Annotated in this window: 15 protein-coding genes; 2 read left to right on the top strand and 13 right to left on the bottom strand. The window is 67.4% G+C overall.

Going from position 1 to position 18,264, the window contains the following annotated elements; all coding sequences use genetic code 11:
* The first annotated feature begins 32 nt into the window (after positions 1–32).
* Positions 33–1,298 carry a 2-hydroxycarboxylate transporter family protein gene (locus LOS78_RS11720; protein WP_230378331.1) on the top strand — a complete coding sequence of 422 codons (1,266 nt, stop codon included), beginning with the start codon at positions 33–35 and terminating at the stop codon, positions 1,296–1,298.
* Between the two features lie 49 nt (positions 1,299–1,347).
* Here LOS78_RS11720 and LOS78_RS11725 read toward each other — a convergent pair whose 3' ends face one another.
* The 9 genes from LOS78_RS11725 to LOS78_RS11765 all read right to left on the bottom strand — a co-directional run bounded on the left by LOS78_RS11725 (position 1,348) and on the right by LOS78_RS11765 (position 12,803).
* Entirely contained in the window at positions 1,348–4,050 is a 2,703-nt protein-coding gene (locus tag LOS78_RS11725; protein ID WP_230378332.1) for an aconitate hydratase AcnA, read from the bottom strand.
* Positions 4,051–4,179: 129 nt separating this feature from the next.
* On the bottom strand, positions 4,180–4,896 hold the full coding sequence (locus tag LOS78_RS11730; protein WP_230378333.1) for a transporter substrate-binding domain-containing protein: 717 nt from the start codon (positions 4,894–4,896) through the stop codon (positions 4,180–4,182).
* Positions 4,897–4,906: 10 nt separating this feature from the next.
* Positions 4,907–5,548 (bottom strand): 3-oxo-tetronate 4-phosphate decarboxylase, encoded by a 642-nt coding sequence (otnC, locus tag LOS78_RS11735; RefSeq protein WP_230378334.1) that lies wholly within the window; start codon positions 5,546–5,548, stop codon positions 4,907–4,909.
* On the bottom strand, positions 5,545–6,798 hold the full coding sequence (gene otnK, locus LOS78_RS11740; RefSeq protein ID WP_230378335.1) for a 3-oxo-tetronate kinase: 1,254 nt from the start codon (positions 6,796–6,798) through the stop codon (positions 5,545–5,547). Before otnK ends, otnC begins: the two co-directional genes overlap by 4 nt.
* Positions 6,799–6,897: 99 nt before the next feature.
* A complete protein-coding gene (locus LOS78_RS11745) occupies positions 6,898–7,551 on the bottom strand; it encodes an aspartate/glutamate racemase family protein (protein WP_230378336.1) in 654 nt (217 codons plus the stop codon).
* A 53-nt stretch (positions 7,552–7,604) separates the two neighbouring features.
* Complete coding sequence (locus LOS78_RS11750; protein WP_230378337.1) at positions 7,605–8,681, bottom strand: ABC transporter ATP-binding protein; 1,077 nt, start codon at positions 8,679–8,681, stop codon at positions 7,605–7,607.
* Positions 8,674–10,428, bottom strand: coding sequence for an iron ABC transporter permease (locus tag LOS78_RS11755; RefSeq protein ID WP_028716676.1), 1,755 nt, complete (start codon positions 10,426–10,428; stop codon positions 8,674–8,676). Before LOS78_RS11755 ends, LOS78_RS11750 begins: the two co-directional genes overlap by 8 nt.
* A gap of 58 nt (positions 10,429–10,486) precedes the next feature.
* Complete coding sequence (locus tag LOS78_RS11760) at positions 10,487–11,581, bottom strand: ABC transporter substrate-binding protein (protein WP_230378338.1); 1,095 nt, start codon at positions 11,579–11,581, stop codon at positions 10,487–10,489.
* Positions 11,582–11,720: 139 nt separating this feature from the next.
* Positions 11,721–12,803: an isocitrate/isopropylmalate dehydrogenase family protein gene (locus LOS78_RS11765; protein WP_028716674.1), complete on the bottom strand. Its 1,083-nt coding sequence runs from the start codon at positions 12,801–12,803 to the stop codon at positions 11,721–11,723.
* A 149-nt stretch (positions 12,804–12,952) separates the two neighbouring features.
* Between LOS78_RS11765 and LOS78_RS11770 the strand changes: the two genes are divergently transcribed.
* A complete protein-coding gene (locus LOS78_RS11770) occupies positions 12,953–13,906 on the top strand; it encodes a GntR family transcriptional regulator (protein ID WP_230378339.1) in 954 nt (317 codons plus the stop codon).
* A 353-nt stretch (positions 13,907–14,259) separates the two neighbouring features.
* Here LOS78_RS11770 and LOS78_RS11775 read toward each other — a convergent pair whose 3' ends face one another.
* The 4 genes from LOS78_RS11775 to LOS78_RS11790 are packed head-to-tail and all read right to left on the bottom strand — an operon-like array spanning position 14,260 to position 18,263.
* Positions 14,260–15,012: an SDR family NAD(P)-dependent oxidoreductase gene (locus tag LOS78_RS11775; RefSeq protein WP_230378340.1), complete on the bottom strand. Its 753-nt coding sequence runs from the start codon at positions 15,010–15,012 to the stop codon at positions 14,260–14,262.
* Between the two features lie 4 nt (positions 15,013–15,016).
* Positions 15,017–15,769, bottom strand: a complete 753-nt coding sequence (locus tag LOS78_RS11780; RefSeq protein WP_230378341.1) for an SDR family NAD(P)-dependent oxidoreductase — start codon at positions 15,767–15,769, stop codon at positions 15,017–15,019.
* Positions 15,766–16,797 carry a proline racemase family protein gene (locus LOS78_RS11785; protein WP_230378342.1) on the bottom strand — a complete coding sequence of 344 codons (1,032 nt, stop codon included), beginning with the start codon at positions 16,795–16,797 and terminating at the stop codon, positions 15,766–15,768. The genes LOS78_RS11780 and LOS78_RS11785 overlap by 4 nt, the downstream gene beginning before the upstream one ends.
* Complete coding sequence (locus LOS78_RS11790) at positions 16,794–18,263, bottom strand: aldehyde dehydrogenase family protein (protein ID WP_230378343.1); 1,470 nt, start codon at positions 18,261–18,263, stop codon at positions 16,794–16,796. The genes LOS78_RS11785 and LOS78_RS11790 overlap by 4 nt, the downstream gene beginning before the upstream one ends.
* Position 18,264 lies beyond the last annotated feature (1 nt).

Raw genomic sequence — 18,264 nt, forward strand, 5'->3', positions numbered from 1 at the left:
CGGAACGCCGCAGAAACGCATGGGCCCGCCTGATGGACCACGACCTCGGCATCATCCCGCTGCCCGCCTATGTGCTGCTGGTCGTCGTGCTGGCGAGCTTTGTTCATCTGGGCAAGGTCAAGGGCGACATTGCCACCGTCATCGGCATCATGGCCGCCTTCGCCTTCACCCTGGGCGAGATCGGCAAGCGCCTGCCCGTCGTGCGCAATATCGGCGGCGCGGCGGTCGTCGTCACATTCGTGCCGTCCTATCTGGCCTATAAGGGCTGGATTCCCGAGCAGATGACCTCGGTGGTCGAGACCTTCTTCAAGTCCACCGGCGTGCTTTACGTGTTCATCGCGGCGGTGATCGTCGGCTCGATCCTCAGCATGGACCGCTCGACGCTGATCAAGGGCTTCATGAAGATCTTCGTGCCGCTGGCGGTCGGCTCGATCTGCGCGGCGACGGTGGGCACCCTGGTCGGCACCTTGCTGGGGTTGGGCACTTGGGACACGTTCTTCTTCATCGTCGCGCCGATCATGGCCGGCGGCGTGGGCGAGGGGGCCATCCCGCTCTCGGTCGGCTATCATGGCATCACCGGCATGGACCAAGGCGAGGTGCTGGCCCGGGTGATGCCGGCCATCCTGGTCGGCAACCTGACCGCCATCATCTGCGCCGGCGCACTCAGCTGGCTGGGTCGTCGCAAGCCGGCACTTACCGGCAATGGACAGCTGCAACCGCATGGCGACGATGATCTTCTGGCCGGCGCCGAGCCGGTGAAACCCGACGGAAACGTCCAGAACATCGCTGCGGCCGGCATGATCGCGGTCACGCTTTATCTGGCGGGCGCCCTGTCCCAGCAGCTTTGGGGCTTTCCGGCGCCGGTGGTGATGCTGGCGCTGGCGGTGGCGCTGAAGTTGTTCCACGGCATCACGCCCCGCCTGCAGGCCGGCTCCTATACGGTCTACAAATTCTGCCTGACCGCAATCGCCTATCCCATGCTTTTCGCCTTCGGCATCGTGCTGACGCCCTGGGAAAAGCTGATCGAGGGCTTCGCGCCCGCCAATCTGATCACCATCGTCGCGACCGTGCTGACGATGACGGCCTCGGGCTTTCTGACCGCGCGGCTGGTCAATCTTTATCCGATCGAATCCGCCATCGTGACCAGCACGCATAGCGGCATGGGCGGGGCAGGGGATATCGCCATCCTGTCGGCTTCGAACCGGATGATGCTGATGCCCTTCGCGCAGATCGCCACCCGCATCGGCGGCGGCATTACCGTGGCGCTGGCGCTGATCCTGATGGCGGCACTGGCTTGACGCATCGCCGGCGGCGTGGCTTTCCGCGCCGCCGGTTCCCCTCGTCGGGTCAGTTCGCCGCCTTGGCCCGAGCCGCGCGGTCGAGGATCAGGGGCAGGAGGCCGCCTTGCGCCAGCGTCTCGATCTCAAGGCTGGTTTCGATGGCGGCGGTGGCGTCGAATTCCTCGACCGTGCCCGCGGTGCGATGGATCGCCACCGCGACAGGCGCGCGCGGTTGCAGCCGCGCCGGATCGAGCGCGATCTCGATCCGGTCGGCGACCGTCAGCGCCAGCGATTGCGGCGATGTTCCGGCGGGCAGGCGCAGCGGCAGGATGCCCATGCCGATCAGGTTCGCGCGGTGGATGCGCTCGAAGCTTGTCGCCAGCACCGCCCGCGTGCCCAGAAGCGCCGCCCCCTTGGCCGCCCAGTCGCGCGACGAGCCCATGCCGTAACGCTCGCCCGCGACGATGACGACCGGGGTGGAGCTCTCGCGGTAATGCTCGGCCGCGCGCCAGAGCGGCAGGATCCGCCCGTCGGGCAGGATGGTGCTGCCGGGCGGGATGTCCTCGGCCAGCAGGTTGCGCACCGATTTGTTGGTGAAGAGCCCGCGCAGCATCGCCTGCCAATTGCCGCGCCGCGAGGAGAAGACGTTGAGGTCGTCGGGCCTCTCGCCGCGCTCGATCAGGTAGCGGCCGGCCTCGCTGTCGGCCGGGATGGCGCCGGCGGGCGAGATGTGATCGGTGGTGATGTCGTCGCCCAGCACCAGGATCGGCGCCGCAATGATCTGCCGCGGCCGCGTGCCGGGGAAATCCGCGAAGGGCGGGCGGCGGATATAGGTCGAGGCCGGATCCCAGGGAAACAGCGGCGCGTCCGGGGCGTCGAGGTCGCGCCAGAGCCCGCTCGCCTCGGCCTGGTCATAGGCGGTGGCATAGTCGTCGGCATCCTGCGCCCGGGCCAGCGCCGCGTCGATCTCGGCCCCCGAGGGCCAGAGATCGGCCAGCCCCACGCCCGGCGCGATCTCGTCGTGCAGGATGTCGCGTTCGACGTCTCCGGCCAGGGCGAAGGCCACGACCAGCGGCGGCGAGGCAAGGAAGCCTGCCTCCAGCTGCGGATGCACCCGGCCGGGAAAGTTGCGATTGCCCGACAGGACCGCGACCTGCAGCCGTCCCGCGGCCTGTGCCTCGACGGCCGTGTCCGGCAGCGGACCGGAATTGCCGATGCAGGTGGTGCAGCCATAGCCGACGATGCCGAAACCGACGGCCTCCAGATCCTCCAGCAGGCCGGCGCGCTGCAGATAGCGTTGCGCGGTGGGCGATCCCGGCGCCAGCGAGGTCTTGACATGGGCGGGCGGGCGCAGCCCCAGGGCCCGGGCCTTGCGCGCGACCAGCCCCGCGGCGACCAGCAGGCGCGGGTCGCTGGTATTGGTGCAACTGGTGATGGCGGCGATGGCGACGGCGCCGTCCGGCGCCTGGCCCGGCGGGGCGGGAAGGGGCGCATGGCCGCGCATCGCCGCCGTGGCCTGGGCGGTGGCCGAGGCCGGGATGCGGTCCTGCGGCCGGCGGGGGCCGGCGACGCTGACCTCGACCGCGCCCAGGTCCAGGTCGATCACCTCGGTGAAGACCGGGCTCTGGCTTGGATCGAACCACAGGCCCTGACGGCGGCAATATTCCTCGACCAGCGCGCAATGGTCGGGCGTGCGGCCGGTCTGGCGCAGATAGGTGATAGTCGCCTGATCGACCGGGAAGAAGCCGGAATTGCCGCCGAATTCCGGCGTCATGTTGGCGACGACCGCGCGATCCCCGGCCGAGAGCGCCGAGACGCCGGGCCCGAAGAACTCGACGAAACGGTCGGCCAGATCGATGCGGCGCAGCCGTTCCGTGACGGTCAGCGCCAGATCGGTGGCAGTCACGCCCTCGCGCAGCCGCCCGGTCAGCCGCACGCCCACCACCTCGGGCACGCGCAGCATCACCGGCATGCCGAACATCACGCTTTCCGCCTCGATCCCGCCGACGCCCCAGGCCAGCACGCCGATGCCGTTGATCATCGGCGTATGGCTGTCGGTGCCGATCAGCGTGTCGGGCATGATCCAGCCGTCGCGTTCCGTCACCACCATCGCCAGCCGTTCCAGGTTCAGCGTGTGCATGATGCCGGTCCCCGGCGGGTGGGCGCGGAAATTCGCCAGGCTGTTCGTTGCCCATTTCATGAAGCGGTAACGCTCGGCATTGCGGCGGTATTCGTTCCGGATATTGCGGGCCATGGCGCCGGGGGCGGCATAGGCGTCCACCGCCAGCGAATGATCGGTCGAGACATCGACCGGCAGCACCGGGTTCAGAAGCTGCGGGTCGTGCCCGGCCTCGGCCAGGGCCGAGCGCATGGCGGCGATATCGACCAGCGCCGGGCCGCAGGTGGTGTCGTGCATCAGCACGCGGCCCGGCAGGAAGGGGATCTCGGCTTCCGAGCGGCCCTTTTCCAGCCAGGCGAGGATCGCGGCACGGGCGGCCTGCGGGTCGGGCGCATTGCGGAGCACGTTTTCCAGCAGCAGGCGATGGATATGCGGCAGGCGGATCAGGTCGGCTCCTGCGGCGGCGGGCAGGTCGATGATTTTCTGGTCCTGCCGCAACACGTCGGACTGCTCATGCGGTTCGGGCGCCGGAATGTCGCAGCGGTCCGGACGTTCGACGGCGTCAAAGCCGACGCGCCCTGCCGCACCCGGCCGCCCGGCCAACGGCAAGCCGCCATGCAGATGGGCAATATAAGCCGGCAGCCGGCTCATGTCGCAAAGCGCGGCAGGCCGCCGGGGGACGTGATCTTCCTGCGGATTTCGACACGACATGATCCCGGTGTTTCCCTGTGTGACATGCTCATTGTCTCCGGACCTTTCTGCAGCGTTGACCCGGACGGCTCATTCCGGGATGACCGCATCCGCCATGCCATGCCGCCGGAAACTGTCGGCCACCGTGCCGTCCGCCTTCATCCGTGCGATCAATTCGCTGGCGGCGGCCAGAGCCTCGGAACGCCCCTTGGGAACGGCAATCGCGGTTTCTGCGACATGGAAATTGCCTTCGGTGATACGGGTGCCCGGCAGACGCCGCACCAGATCGTCGAGCGCAAGCCGGCCAAGCGCCAAAGCGTCGCATTCCCCGGCCTCGAACGCCGCAACCGCCTGGGGCAGGGCGGCCGCGCCTGTCACCTGCGCGCCCGCTGCCGCCTTCTGCGCAGAGCGGATGGTCGCGGTTTCGGCCACGCCCATGATCCTGACGCCGGGGCGATGCAAATCCTCGGCCCGGAGGAAGGGGCTGGTCTCTCGCACCAGATAGCTGCTTTCCCCGACATGATAGGCCGGGCCGAAATCCACGATCTCGCGGCGGGCTGCGTCGACAGGGGTGAAGGACAGATCCCAGATGCCTTGGTCGGCGGTGGCGATGATCTCGCCCGAGCTGGACAGAGGCACCAGCCGCACCGGCAGGCCGGTGATCTCGCCGATGCGGCGGGCCAGATCGACGGTGACGCCTTCGGGTTCGGTCCCGCCCTCGGGGATCCGGGTCCAGACCGCGGATTTCGTCGGACCCACGGCGATCGCAATGCGGATTTCCCCGGTCGGGGCCAGAATTTCGAACATCTCGCTTCTCCTATCGCATGGCGGCGGCATAGCGCGCTTCCAGCGCCTCGATATCCGCGCCCTTCAGCAGGCGGACCTTGCGGCCAGCCAGCAGGACGGCCAGTTTCGCGGTTTCCTCCAGCTCCTCGGCGGCATAGACCGCCGAGCGCAGATCCCGGCCCGAGACGACCGGGCCGTGATTGGCCAGCAGCACGGCCGGATGCCGGCCCTCCAGCCCCCGGATCAGCTCGCCCGAGGCCGGATCGCCGGGGATGACATAGGGGATCAGCGGCACCCGCCCGACGCGCATCACCACATAGGGGGTCAGCGGCGGGATCGTATCTTCGGGGTCCAGATCCTCAAGGCAGGACAGCGCGGTCGCATGGGTCGAATGCAGATGCACCACCGCGCCGGTGCCGGGGCGGGTTTCGTAGAAGGCACGATGCAGGAAGACCTCTTTCGAGGGCCTGTCGCCGCCGACATGATTCCAGTCCCGGTCCAGCCGCGAGATGCGGTCGGCCTCAAGGAAACCCAGGCAGGAATTGGTCGGCGTCATCAGCCAGCCATCCGGCAGCGCCACGCTGATATTGCCGGCCGAGCCGACCGAAAAGCCGCGCTCGTAAAGCGAGCGCGCCAGGCGGACCAGTTCTTCGCGCAATTCCTGTTCGGTCATGCCTTGCCTCTCATCATGTCCAGAGCGCGGATGAAGAAATCCTCATCCCCAAAATTGCCGGATTTCAGCGCGAGGGCCAGCCCCTCCGCCGAGGTCAGGACCGGCACGCCGGGCGCGATCTCGGCTCCGATCTCCAGCGCGCCGAGGTCCAAAGCCGAGACCACCGCGCCCGAGGTCTCGCCCCCCGCAACCACCAGCCGGCCAACGCCCGAGGCGACCAGGCGGCGGGCGACATCGCCGAACAGGGCGTCAAGCCGTCCGGCGACCGCTTCGCGGCCATATCGCGCCTGCATCGCGGCGACCTGCCCGGGGTGGCCCGAAGAAAAGGCCAGAGGGGCGCGGTCCGGGTGATGCAGCAGGAAAGCGGCGATGTCATCCACGCCCAGCCGGTCCTGCATCACTGCCTCGACGTCGATTTCCAGCACCGGATGGTCGCGCCCATGCGCCTCGATCTGGCGGCGCGTCATGCCCGAGCAGCTTCCGGCAAGGATCGCGCCCGGCGCGTCATTGGCCCGGGCCGCCGCTGCACCGAGGCGGCCTGCGCCCGGGAAATTGCGCGCAAGGCCAAGCGCGATGCCGGAGCCGCCGGTCACCAGGCGCGCCCCGGCGACGGCGCGGCCGATCTGCATCAGATCGGCGTCGTCGATGGCGTCGACCACGACCAGCGTGGCATCGCTGTCGGCCAGCGCCTGCCGGATGGCGTCGGCGCCCTGTCGCACCACCGGCGCGGGCACCAGCCCGACCGGCCCCGGCACCTGATGGGACAGCCAGCGGCGGATATCCGGGTCGGTCATCGGGGTCAGGGGATGATCTTGCATCCCGCTTTCGCTCAGCAGGCGGTCATTGACGAAAAGGTGCCCCTGATAGATCGTGCGACCCATCGTCGGAAAGGCCGGGCAGACCACGACGCCGCTTGCGCCCAGCCGCTCGGCCAGCGCCTGCGCCACCGGGCCGATATTGCCCTCAGGTGTGGAATCGAAGGTCGAGCAGTATTTGAACACGATCTGCCGACAGCCCTGCGCCAGCAGCCAGTCCAACGCGGCAAGCGACTCCCGCACCGCCTCGGCCACCGGGGTCGAGCGGCTTTTCAGCGACACCACCCCGGCCTCGACGCCGGTATCGGCGGGCTGGTCGGGAACGCCCAGATATTGCACGACGCGCAGGCCGGGACTGTCCTCATGCCCCTTGGCCAGCGTGTTGGCGATATCGCTCGCCCCGGTAAAATCGTCCGCGATCACCCCGATCAGCATGGTTTTCCTCTCTGCGCTCGGTCAGGCGCCAATGCCGTAGAGCGCCGCCGCATTGTCCACGAACAGCTTTTGCCGCGCTCCTCCGGCGCGATCACTTCTTCAGCCCAGAAGGCTTCTCAGCCTTGCGATTGCCGCCGGCGGGCTGGCGAAGACCGGAATCTCCGTCACCGCCCGCACCGCCTCCAGCGCATGGGTCGTCGAAAAATGCGCCAGCGTGATCGCGTCGAAGCCGGTCAGCCCCTTGGCGGCCTCGGCCACCAGCCGGTTATGCGTTGCGATATCCCCGGCCCTGACCGCCTCGATGGCGCCGGGCGCGAGGATCGAGGTCAGGCGGGCATCCGGGTTCAGCCGGGCGGCCTCGTCGCGGAATTCCTCCTCCATCGAGGCGGCGGCGGGCGGGAAGGTATAGATCATCGCCACCCGGCCGCCGGCGCGGATCGCGGACTGGAACATCGCCTCGTTGGGCTTCAGCACCGGCACCGGGCATTCCGCCGCCGCAGCCTCGATGGCGCTGCCGAAGGCGGAACAGGTGAACAGCACCGCCCGCGCGCCCGTGCTGACGCCGTAGCGGGCCAGCGCCGCGATCCGCTCGGCCAGTTGCGGGGTGATCCCGCCGCCGGCCGCCCGGTCGGCCGAGAGGCTGTAATCCATGATGTCGATGGGCTCGGCCTCGGGCCAGTCGCGTGCGAAGGCGGCATGGATCGGGTCCACCGCGATGGGGGTGGCGTGGATCAGGGCAATACGGGGCGGCATCGGATGGTCCTTGGGAAAATGGCGGACGCGCGGTCAGGCGCGCCCTTGCGACGTCATGCGGCCTGTGCCGGGAACACCCAGACATGTTCGGGCGAGATGTCGGCATAGACCCGGCCGGCGGGCAGGCTGTGCGCCCCGTGGGCCTTCAGCGCGAAATCGCCGCGCCGCAGCCGGTATTCCCAGCGGTCGCCGAGATAGAGGCTGTCGTCCAGCTGCATCTCGATCCGGCCCGCGCCGGGCTCTTGCGCGACGCGGATCTGTTCGACCCGGATCACCGCCTGCGCATCCGCGCCGGGCGCAAGGCCGGCCGGATCGCGCACCGCCCCGTTCAGCTGCCAGCCGTCGCCGCCCAGCAGGACCTGGGGCCCGTTCACCGACAGCACCTTGCCGCGCGCGATATTGTTCGCGCCAAGGAAATCCGCCGCGTAGAAGCTGGTCGGGTTGGTATAGATGTCATGCGGAGAGCCGTCCTGCACGATCCGCCCGTTTTCCAACAGCAGGATATGGTCGGCCGCGGCCAGCGCCTCGGTCTGGTCATGCGTCACCAGGATGGCGCAGATCTCCAGGTCCAGGATCAGCTTGCGGATCCAGTAGCGCGCTTCCTCGCGCAGCTTGGCGTCGAGGTTCGACAGCGGCTCGTCCAGCAGCAGCACGCGCGGCTCGTAGACCAGCGCCCGGCAGATGGCCACCCGCTGCTGCTGCCCGCCCGACAACTGGCTGGGATAGCGGTCGGCCAGATGGCCGAGGCCAAGGCGGTCCAGGATATGCTGGATGCGCCTGCCCATCTCGGCCGCGTTCACGCCGCGCAGCTTCAGCCCATAGCCCACGTTTTCCTTGACCGTGCGGTGCGGCCACAGCGCATAGGACTGGAACACCAGCCCGATATTGCGCTGTTCGGGCGGCAGCTGGATGGCTTTCTCGCTGTTCAGCGCGATCTTGTCGCCGATCTTGATATAGCCGATCTCGGGCTGTTCGAGCCCCGCGATACAGCGCAAGAGCGTGGTCTTGCCCGAGCCCGAGGCGCCCAGCAGCGCCACGATCGAGCCGCGTTCCCCTTTCAGCGAGGCGCCTTTCAGGATCTGCAGGCCGCCCAGCCATTTCTGGACATTTTCAACGATGAGTTCAGTCATGGATTTTCGCTCCCAGACGAAGGGCAAGGGTCAGACCGGCGGCGGTCATGATGATCGAGATGAAGGCCAGCGCGGCGATCGTGTCCATCGCCCCGGTCTGCAGCAGCGTGACCATGAGCGAGCCGATCACCTCGGTTCCCGCGCCCATCAGATAGACGCCGGTGGCGTATTCGCGCAGGAAGATGATCATGATCAGCGCCCAGGCGCCGGCCAGGCCGGGACGCACGATGGGGATCACCACGTCGCGCCAGGTGCGGCCGATGGTGGCGCCGGTGGTGCGGGCGGATTCCTCAAGCTCGGGCGCGACTTGGATCAGCGTGCCCTGCAACAGACGCAGGCCATAGGACAGCCCGACGATCATATAGGCCACGAACAGCGCGATCAGCGTCGGGCGCAGCGGCGTCAGGAAGGGCACGAACAGGAACACCCAGAAGAAGGCCAGGCCGACCACCAGCCCCGGCAGCGCGCGCGGCAGCAGCACGATATAGTCCAGCACCGTGTTGCTGTGGCCGGTGTTGCGATGCCCGGCAAGGCCGATCAGCAGATAGAGGAACACCGCCGCCGCGCCGCCCACCACGCTGAGCAGCAGCGTGTTCACGATCCCCCGGCTGAGGCTGGGCACGCTGAGCATCCGGTCGAAATTGGCCAGCGTCAGGTGATCCCACAGGCTGATGCCCTGTCCCCAGGCGCTGACGAAGGCGCGCACGGTGATGCCGCCGATGGGCAGGACCACCGACACGAACAGCCACAGCCCGATGATGGACAGCGCGATGGTCTGACCCTTCGTTCCCAGCTTCAACCGCGTGGTCCGGGCGCCCTTGCCGCCAAGCGCGGCATAGCGGCGGCTGTTGCGCAGCAGGCGGCGCTGGAAGAAGACCAGCGGCAGGGTGATCAGGATCAGCACCACCGCGACCACCGCCATCAGCTGATAGGTCGGCACGCCGAACAGCGTCGTCAGCTTGTAGATATAGGTGGTCAGGACCAGGATCCCGTTCGGATCGCCCAGCACCAGCGGGATGCCGAAGGTTTCGAAACCCAAGAGCAGGTTCAGCGCGGCGGCGAAGATCAGCGCCGGCAGCACCATCGGCAGGGTCACGTCGCGCGAGACCTGCCAGATGCTGGCGCCCGAGGTGCGCGCCGCCTCTTCCAGGTCCGAGGGCAGGTTGCGCATCGCGGCCGAGACATACAGGTAGACATGCGGCACATGGCTGAGACCGGCGATCAGGATGATGCCCGGCAGCGAATAGAGGTTCCAGGGCACGAAGCCGAAGACGCTGCGCATCCACATCGACACGAAGCCCGACGGCCCGACCGAGACGGTATAGCCGAAAGCCAGCACGATGGACGAGATGAACATCGGCACCAGCACCAGGATTTCCAGCGTCCGCTTGAAGCGGATGTCGGTCCGGGTCAGCAGGAAGGCCAAAAGCCCGCCAAGCGGGACCGCGATCGCGACCATGCCGACTGCGAAGACGGTCGTCGTCCACAGGGCCTTCCAGAACATCGGGTCGGTCAGCACATAGCTGTAGGCGCTGAAGCTCAGCGTGGCGCGGGGGCTGAAGAAGGGCCCGTCGAGAAAGCTTTGATAGATGATGAGGCCGACCGGCGCCATGACGGCGATGGCGAGCAGGCCGATGACGATGATGCGATACAGGCCCGCATCGCTGCGATGGCGGATCTTCGGCGGCGGGGCGGGGATCCCGGTCCCGGCACTTGCCCGCGCGGCAAGGATGGAATTGGCGGTCATGTCTGGTTACTCGTCCTGCAAGGGGGTGCCGCGCAAACGGCGACGGCACCCGGGAGGATCATTTGCCGATGGCGGCGTTCCACTCGCGGAAGAACTCCACGCGCTTTTGCGGCGCCATGTAGGTCAGCAGGTCCTCGCTGACCGCGATGGGCTTCAGGCTGCCGCCCACGCGCTCGTTGAGCGAATCGATGTTCAATCCGGTCGTCACGTCGCTGCGCACCGAGGGCAGCCCGCCCGCCGCCAGGGCCGACTGCCCCTCATGCGAAAGCATGAAGTCGATCAGCAGCTTGCCGGCGTCGGGATGCGGGGCGCCCTTGGTCAGCAGCGCAAGACGCGAGAAGGCGGCGGTGTAATCCTCGCCGAAGGCGACGCCCAGGTTCGGGCTGTCCTCGACCCATTCCAGCGCGTAGGAGCCGATGATGTTGATCGACATGACATTCTCGCCCGACACCACGGTCTCGCGCATCGAACCGGAGCTGGAATAGGTGCGCACGCCGACGGCGCCCAAGGCCTTTGCCAGATCCCAGAAATTGTCTGTCTGCTCGACGTCGTTGGTGTGATGCAGGAAGCCGGTGCCGCTTTTTTCCGGGTCGAAGGTGGCGACCTTGCCCCGCAGCTTGTCCCGGTTTTCGTTCAGATAGGCGATCAGATCGGCCCGGGTCCGGGGGAATTCCTCCTCGGAGATCGCGCCGGTATTGTAGATGATCCCGATCGGCTCGACCGTGGTGGCATAGATCTGGTCCTGATAGACCGCCCATTCCGGCAGGTTGCCGGTTTCGGGGGACGCGTAGGTTTCCGCATAGCCGTCGGCGGCCAGCACCATCTGCAGGTCCATGGCGGAACTCCAGACGATATCCGCGCCCATCTGGTTCGCGGCGGCCTCGGAAATCGCGCGGTTATAGGCGCCATTGGTGCCCAGGTCGTTATATTCGACCTGGATGCCGTATTTCTGCGTGAAGGCGTCCAGCATGGCCTGGGCCTGGGCAATGTCGGTAGAGGTGTAGACCACCACCTTTCCCTGCGATTTGGCCGCCTCGACAAGTTGCGCATAGTCGTTGGGATAGCCTGCGGGAACATCCTGGGCCCATCCCGCCCCGGCCGCCAGGGCCAGAGCGCAGCCGGTTATCGCGAATGCGCGTCTTGTGAGTTTCATCGTCATTCCTCCCTGAATTACGAGATATGGTGATGCCGCTGCCGCCGATGCGCGGCTCGCCTGCCGATCTTTCCGGGCCCCTTCTGGCCCGATATCATTCGCGGAGCCCTCCTCCGGGCCCCGCGAAGCCGGTGCTGCCTCAGGCCGCCGACGAAGCCGCCGGCCTTGCGATCTCGGCCGCGACCAGCGCGCCGAAGGCGTCGGTGTTGACCGAGCCGCCCAGATCGCGGGTGCGGTTTTCCGGCCTTTCCAGCACGGCATCCACCGCGCGGTCGATCTCGGCCCCGGCGGCGCACAGCGCCTCGTTGCCGTTGCGCTCGCCCAGCCAGCTCAGCATCATCGCCACCGACAGGATCAGCGAGCAGGGGTTGGCGATGTTCTGGTTCTCGATATCGGGCGCCGATCCGTGCTGCGCCTGCGCGCAGACCAGCCCGGTTTCCGCATTGGCGTTGATCGAGCCGGCCAGCCCCAGGCTGCCCGACAGTTCCGAGGCCAGATCCGAGATGATGTCAGAATAGAAATTGGTCGAGACGATGACGTCGTAGCGCGAGGGGTCGCGCACCAGATGCGCGGCCATGGCGTCGATGATGACATCGTTCAGCTCGACTTCGGGGAAGTCCTTGTGGACCTTGCGCACCCAGTCGAGGAAGAAGCCGTCGGTGATGATGAAGTTGTTGGCCTTGTGGACCGCCGTCACCTTCTTGCCCCGCCGCATGGCCAGCTTGAACGCTTCGCGGGCGATCCGCTCGCAGGCCTTCGAGGTCAGCTTGCGCACCGACAGCGCCACGTCCTCGGTCGGCATGAACTCACCAAGGCCCTTGAACATGTTGCGGTCGGGATAGAAGCCCTCGGTCGCCTCGCGCATGATGACCAGGTCCATCTTCTTGCCCGGCAGGAAGGGCCGGGTCCGCGCCGGGCGGACATTGGCGTAAAGGTCCAGCCTGACGCGGAACCCGCCCGAGACGTTCACCCCGCCCTGGTCGCGCGGCGGATAGTCCATATGCGATTGCGGGCCAAGGATGATCCCGTCATAGGTTTTGGCTTTTTCGATCACTTCATCGCGCAGCGTCGTGCCGTATTTCGCCAGGCTGGGGAACCCAACATCCTCGTAGTCGCTGGCGATACCCAGTCCGAAGCGCGCATTGGCCGCCTCGAGAACTTCCATTGTGGCCTTGGTAATTTCGGGCCCGATGCCGTCGCACGGCAGGACGAGGAAACGCATTCATCTTCTCCCTTCTGCCGCGCTGCGAATCGAGGCGGCCTGCGGTCAGATTGGCTTTGTTGCGAAATAAAGGCAATCATAATTTTGGATTTGTGCGTCAAGAAAATCATCTGTAGGATAGGGCCATGAACAGCAGCAGGCGGAAAGCGATGCGAGACGAACCGGAAAGCAGCCGTTCCCCAGCCCCGACGCCGCTGGTGATCAGCCTGGCCGGCCGCATCCGGGACGACATCCTGGGCAAGGAGCTGCCGGTGGGGACGAAGCTCGTTACCCAGGGGCTGGCCGATCAGTTCGGGGTCTCACGCTCTCCGGTGCGCGAAGCCCTGGCGCTGCTTTGCGAGCAGAAGATCATCGAGCAGATTCCCAATCGCGGCTTTTTCACCTGTGCAGCGCCGCAGGAGGTGCTGAAATCCAGCGATCCGCTTCCCCGAGAGGCGAACCGGGCCTATTACAGGCTGGCCGACGACTGGATCGACGACCGGATCGAGGCCGATGTCACCGAGCAGATGCTGCGCGACCGCTATGGCCTGACCCGCACGCAGGTGACCGATATCCTGATGCGCGCCTCGCGCGAGGGCTGGGCCGAGCGCAAGCAGGGCTATGGTTGGCGCCTGCTGCCGGTTGCCAAGACCCCGGAGTCCTTCGAGCAGATCTATCGTTTCCGGATGATCATCGAGCCTGCGGGGATGCTGGAGCCCAGCTTCCGGCTCGACCGCCAGATCCTGTCCGAACAGCGCCGCATCCAGGAGCGGATGCTGGAAACCGACATTGCCAATCTTCCCGCCGAGCGGCTGCTGGAGAACGGCTCGCTATTCCACGAGGAATTGCTGCGCATGTCCGGAAATCCTTTCCTGCACATGTCGCTGGTGCGCATCAACCGGATGCGGCGCCTGCTGGAATATCGCGCCAATGTGGACCGCGACAGGCTCCGTATCCAGTGCTCGGATCATCTGAAGATCCTCGACGCGCTGGACCAGCATGAGGTGCTGGAGGCGTCCTATCTGATGCGAAAGCATCTCAGCGGCGCGCTGGAAAGAAAATCTCCGCTGCGTTGGACGCCCACCGGAGGCGGTTCACCAGAGGAAGCTTCCGATACGGCATAGCCGGAAAGCAGAAGTTGGGCCGTTTTGTCCGGATTGGCGAGCTTCCCCGCTTGCGCATGCCGGCGTGGCGAACGCAATGCCGCCGAGAAGGTCGGACCGGGCTTCGTCCCTGATGCGTTCCATCATGCGGACATAGCCCGCCCCGCCCACCGAGCGGGTGATGCCGCTGTCGGCAGCAGGTGCTGGAACTGCGCGCCGGTGGATCGCGATCCCCGATCCGAACCATGGAGGAGCGCATCGGCCTTCCCCCACCGCCAGCGGCAAAGACGCGCCTTGCCCCGGCTTCCTCAACAACGTCTCCTTGACCGAGGCAGGGAAGCACGCCGACCTCGGGTCCGGGCTCGTGTCCTGCCTCAGGCGACGGCCTGCGCGCCGGTGATCTCGACCAGAGAGCCGCACATGAAGGCGGCCTCGTCCGAGGCGAGGAAGGCGACCAGCGCCGCCACCTCCTCGGGCTTGCCGATGCGGCCGAAGGGCACCAGCCTGTCCAGGTCGGCGATGGTGCGGCCCGCGCGCCTGACCCCCGCCTCCAGCATCGGCGTGTGGATCTCGCCCGGACAGACGGCATTCACGCGGATCTTCTGGGGCGCATAGTCGCGGGCGAGGTTCTGGGTAAAGCTCGCCACTGCCGCCTTGGTCACGTTATAGGCGATATGGTTCGGCGCCGGATAAAGCCCCCATTGCGAGGCGGTGTTGACGATGGCGCCGCCGCCCGCCGCGATCATGTGGGGCAGCGCCGCCTGGCACAGGTGGAACATCGCATCGACATTGATGGCGAAGGACAGCCGCCAGTCCTCGGGCGTCAGCGCCAGCAGGTTGCCGCGCCGGTTGATGCCGGCATTGTTGCACAGCACGTCGATGGCGCCTTCGGTGGCGATGACGTTCTCGACGATCGCCCGGCAGCCTTCGGGCTGCGCGATGTCGCTGGCCAGCGCGCGAGCCTTGCCACCCTGCGCCACGATCTCGGCCACAGTCGCTTCGGCGCCTTCGGCGTTCACGTCGGTGACGACGACCTGCGCGCCCTCGGCGGCGAAGCGGGCGCTGATCGCCGCGCCGATGCCGCCCGCGGCGCCGGTGACGATGACGGTCTTGTTCTGGAAACGCATGGTGTTACCTCAGGTAGCTGCCGCCGTTCACATCCAGCACCGCACCGTTCAGCGACGCTTGCGAAGGACGGAAGGCGAAGGCGGCGATTTCGCCGATCTCCTCGGGCGCGGCCATGCGGGCAATGGGGATTCCGGCCAGCGCCGCCGCCTCGCCATGCTGGGCGATATAGGCCTCGGCCATCTCGGTGCGCACCCAGCCGGGCGCCAGGGCGACCGAGGTCACGCCTTCATGGCCATGGCTTTGCGCGATGGATTTTGTCAGGTTGATCAGCGCGGCCTTGGAGGCGCCATAGGCCATGGCGTTCGAGGCATAGCCGCGCTGGCCGGCGCGGCTGGCCATGTTGACGATGCGCCCGCCGCCATTTTGCCGGAAATGCAGGATCGCCAGCTTCGACAGATCCACGGCCGACAGGAAATTCACCCGCATCTCCTGCGCCCAGACCCGCTGCCATTCGTCCATCGGCGCGTCCACCGCGACCTCGGAACGGATGCCGGCATTGTTGACCAGCCCGGTCAGCCGCCCCGCCGCCGCCACGGCCCGATCCCACAGCGCCTGCGGGGCCGCGGGGTCGGACAGGTCGGCCGAAAGGCACCAGCCCCGGCCGTCCAGCGCGGCCAGCAGCGCCTCGGCCGCGTCGCGGTTGCGGCCGTAATGGATGACGACCCGCGCGCCCTCGGCCACCAGCGCATGGCAGATCGCCCGGCCGATGGCGCCGGTCGCGCCGGTGACGAGGATGGATTGCCCGGACAGCGTCACAGCTCGCCCACCTGCGGACCCCAGGTGTCCGACATGGCAAAGCCCTGCGCAAACGGATCCTGCGGATCCAGCCGCAATTGCTGGCGGCCGAAGATATAGCCCTGTCCGGTGATGCGCGGCAGGACGGCGGGGCGGCTGCCGACGGTGGTTTCGCCCAGGATCTCGGCGGTGAAGGTGCCGCCGATGATGCTGTGCGACAGCCGCTTGTCGCCGGTCTTCGCCAGCCCGCGCGCATGCAGCACCGCCAGGTTGGCCGACGATCCGGTGCCGCAGGGCGAGCGGTCGACCCGGCCCGGCTTCAGCGTGGTGCAGGTCACGACCGAGCCGTCCGGCTGGTAGTCGCGGAACATCACATAGGCGATCTCGTTCAGGCTGGCGATCTCGGGGTGCTGGACCGCGACCTGCTCGGCCAGCAGCGCCTTGATCTCGGTCCCGGCCTCGGCCAGGGCGCGGGCCGCCTCGGGCACGATGCGCAGGCCGACCTGGTCCACGTCGATCTGGGCGTAGAAGACGCCGCCAAAGGCGATGTCGGCCTGGATCGTGCCCCATTCCGGGGTCGAGACCGGAACGTCGAGCTGCTGGACGAAGGCCGGCACGTTGTCGAGGCTGACCGAGAGGCAGCGGCCGTTTTCGCATTGCGCGCGCGCCACGATCAGCCCGGCGGCCGTGTCCAGCCGCACCACGGTTTCCGGCTCGACCATCTTGACCCGCCCGGTTTCCAGAAGCGCCGTCACCACGCAGATGCAGTTCGAGCCCGACATGGGATGGGCGCGATCCGGTTGCAGCACGATGAAGCCCGCATCGGCATCGGGCCGGGTCGGTTCCAGCAGCAGGTTGGTGGTATGAACCACCTGCGCCCGCGGCTCGCGTGTCAGGAACAGCCGCAGCGAGGGGTCGACCTGGTTGAGGTGGTTCATCTTGTCGAGGATGGTGGCGCCCGGAATCTCGGGCGCGCCGCCGACCAGCACGTTGCCGCTTTCGCCCTGGCAATGCACCAGCAGGATGTCGAGGGATTTCTCGAAGGTCATTTCAGATACCATCCCCAGGGCTCTTCGCTGACGAAGCTGGTGATCTGCTTGGTTTCCAGATAGTTATCCAGACCCCAGCGGCCCAGTTCGCGGCCGATGCCGGATTGCTTGTAGCCGCCCCAGGGCGCCTCGGTGAAGGTGGGCTGGCTGCAGTTGATCCAGACGATGCCGGCGCGGAAGGCGCGGGCGACGCGCTCGCAGCGCGCCTCGTCGGCGGACATCACCGCCGCGGCCAGGCCGAAGCGCGAATCGTTGGCCAGCCGGACCGCCTCGTCCTCGGTGTCGAAGGGGCGGATGCAGACCACGGGGCCGAAGATCTCCTCGACCCAGGCGTCGCTGTCCAGCGCCATGTCGGTCAGCACGGTCGGCGCCACCCAGAAACCCTTGTCGAAGCCGTCGTAGCGGCCGCCGCAGGCGACGGTCGCGCCCTGTTCGACGGCGCGGTCGATATGGCGCAGCACGTCTTCATACTGGCTTTTGTTGACCAGCGGGCCAAGCAGGGTGCCCTCGTCCAGCCCGTTGCCGATGCGGATCTTTCCGGCTTCCTCGACCAGCCGCTCCAGCAGGCGCGGGTAAAGCGGCGCCTCGACCAGCACGCGCGAGGTGGCCGAGCAGACCTGACCCTGGTTCCAGAAGATGCCGAACATGATCCATTCGACCGCCTTCTCGATATCGCTGTCGGCGAAGACCACGAAGGGCGACTTGCCGCCCAGTTCCAGGCTGATGCGCTTCACGTCCTTGGCGCCCGTGGCCATGATCCGCGACCCGACCGGACCCGAGCCGGTGAAGGCCACCTTGTCGACCTGCGGATGCTCGACCAGCGCCTGGCCGACGACCGAGCCCTTGCCGGACAGGATGTTCAGCACCCCCTTGGGCAGGCCCGCGGCCTCGGCGATGGCGCCCAGTTCCAGCGCGGTCAATGAGGTGGTCTCGGCCGGCTTCAGGATCATGGTGCAGCCTGCCGCCAGCGCCGGGGCGACCTTCCACGAGGCCATCAGCAGCGGATAGTTCCAGGGCACGATGGCGACCGCGACGCCCAGAGGCTCGCGCACCGCCTTCGAAGCGAAGCGGTCGTCGGCCAGCTTCACCTCCTCGACCTCGCCGTCCAGCTCCTCGGCCAGATCGGCGTAGAAGTCGAAACAACCGGCCGCGTCGCTCAGATCCCATTCGGATTCGGGCAGCGGCTTGCCGTTGTCGCGGGTCTCGATATGCGCCAGTTCCGGCAGCCGGTCGCGGATGCCCTGGGCGATGGCGCGCAGGTATTTGGCGCGCTCGGCACCGGTCATGCGCGGCCAGGGACCGTTGTCGAAAGCCTCGCGCGCGGCGGCGACGGCGATTTCGGCATCGGGGGCGGTGGCGGCGGGGATGTGGTGGAGTACTTCCTCGGTCGCCGGGTCGATGACCGGCAGCGTCCCGCCCTCGACCGGGGCCACCCATTCGCCATTGATATAGAGTTTGGTCTGCATC

Origin of the sequence: Paracoccus sp. MA, from assembly GCF_020990385.1 — a bacterium.
Lineage (GTDB): Bacteria > Pseudomonadota > Alphaproteobacteria > Rhodobacterales > Rhodobacteraceae > Paracoccus.